Here is a 1,758-nt window from a genome sequence, read left to right on the forward strand (position 1 = left end):
TCTCGGCCCTCGGCACAGCCGAGATCGAAGCCGTAACCTGAACTCAGGTGGGAAAGGGCAAACTCATCCCCGAACCTGATTGGCGCAACAACGCCGTTCACCTCAGAATTGATATTCCAGCCTGAAAGAGATCCCATAGCTGTCATATCCACTGGCTCCAATCCCGTCGTAGTAGGACTGGATTTGGAACTGTCCGCCATTCACCATTCGATGCATCATTCCCAGGTCGATACGGGCACGCCCCCCTTCGTAGTCAGGGCTAACCGATGCAGCATGCCCTGACCCGTTGACGAACGAACCAATGGCTTTGACGCCACCAGTTAGGGTCATCTCACCTTCCCCGGTGTAAAGGGGCATCGGGGCAACAAAAGCGAGCCCCGCCTCGATCTGCCCAAGCTCAACGGTCTGTTTAGGTATCCGGTTGCCGGGTGTGTCCGTATAAGCGGATTGAGCCTCTCGGGCATAAGATGCCTTCAGGCTTGGAATGAGATCGACCTCCCCGTAGTCCAATACACCGGACACCTGAAGCGAAGCGAGCAATCGATTGGTGTCAAACTTGTCAGTATACGTGCCGAATGGGGTGATTTTATTTGAGGACTGCCCGTAGAGCAGCCGTCCATCAAAGTAGAGGTCTTGCTCAGGAAGGCGAGCAACAAAATACGGACCAGCAAGCCAGCCGGTACCTTGGACTTCAGCCGCGCCATCTGTCTGATCCATGTGGTCAAACTGCAGCATGCCGCCAACAAGCAAGTTCGGATTGACCTTTATATGACTACCGATAGAGCCAAACAGATATGTCAGATCACGGTCGCTTTCATTTGTCCAAGAACCGTTCAACATCATCCAGACCGGAGCGTCCGACCGGTTGGCAAAGTTGAAGGTCCCCGTCCCTCGAGACACCTGACTATTGAGACGCCCGGTTTCCGATCCCAACAGTAAATGTGCGAGCTCCGGTTGGTTTTTAAGCAATAGATCAACACGTGATTGCATGAACTGAGAGATCTGGGTCTGTGTCTCAGTGATCGTCGTGTCCCTTACGCTGAGTGTATTTGACATCTCATTGCCGTTGCCTGCGGCATCTGTGGCAGCCCCTGCGGGAACAGAGGCAGTGACATCACCTCCACCTGTTGCAGAGAGCGTCGCGACCCAGGCCGTACCTGTTCCGGACAAGGAGGTAAGCGTGGCATTGCTCAAGTTGAGTTCGGACCCGTGAAAACCCGTGACTGGCTCCGAGAATGCAATGTTAACGACCACGCGATCTCCGGCGGCCACCTGTGTCGAATTGGTCGTCAAGGTGACCGTAGGGGCTTCATTATCCGTGACGGTGACCGTAAAGCTGACCTGTGTCGCAGCATTGCCCGCAATGTCTGTTGCGTCCATCGTCACCGTGGTCACCCCAAGAGGGAAAACATGTGGCCCGGTCAGAATGGTACTGCCTGCACGATAGGTAATGGACGGTGTGGGGCCGCTGTTATCGGTGACCGAACCCAAATTAGTGACATCCAATGTGGCGGTAATACCTCCAATATCTGCAGGCGCGGTTTGGTCGGCTGGTGCGGTGATGACCGGCGCCTCGCCATCCGTCACAGTCACTGTGAAACTTTGCTGCGTTGCCGCGTTACCTACATCATCGCTCGCATCCATCGTCACCGTGCTCACCCCAATCGGAAAGGCATGAGCCCCGGCAAGAGGCGTGCCACCGATGGCATAGGTAATGGTTGGCGTGGTGCCGCTGTTGTCCGTGACCGACCCCAGCGA

1 protein-coding gene is annotated in these 1,758 nt (G+C 55.5%); it reads right to left on the reverse strand.

Features of this window, described 5'->3' with window-relative positions:
* Positions 1 to 102: 102 nt before the first annotated feature.
* Positions 103 to 1,758 (reverse strand): Ig-like domain-containing protein (locus CLV89_RS22740; RefSeq protein ID WP_243395120.1); only part of this gene is annotated, 1,656 nt, incomplete at its 5' end.

Source organism: Tritonibacter scottomollicae, from assembly GCF_003003215.1.
Lineage (GTDB): Bacteria > Pseudomonadota > Alphaproteobacteria > Rhodobacterales > Rhodobacteraceae > Epibacterium > Epibacterium scottomollicae.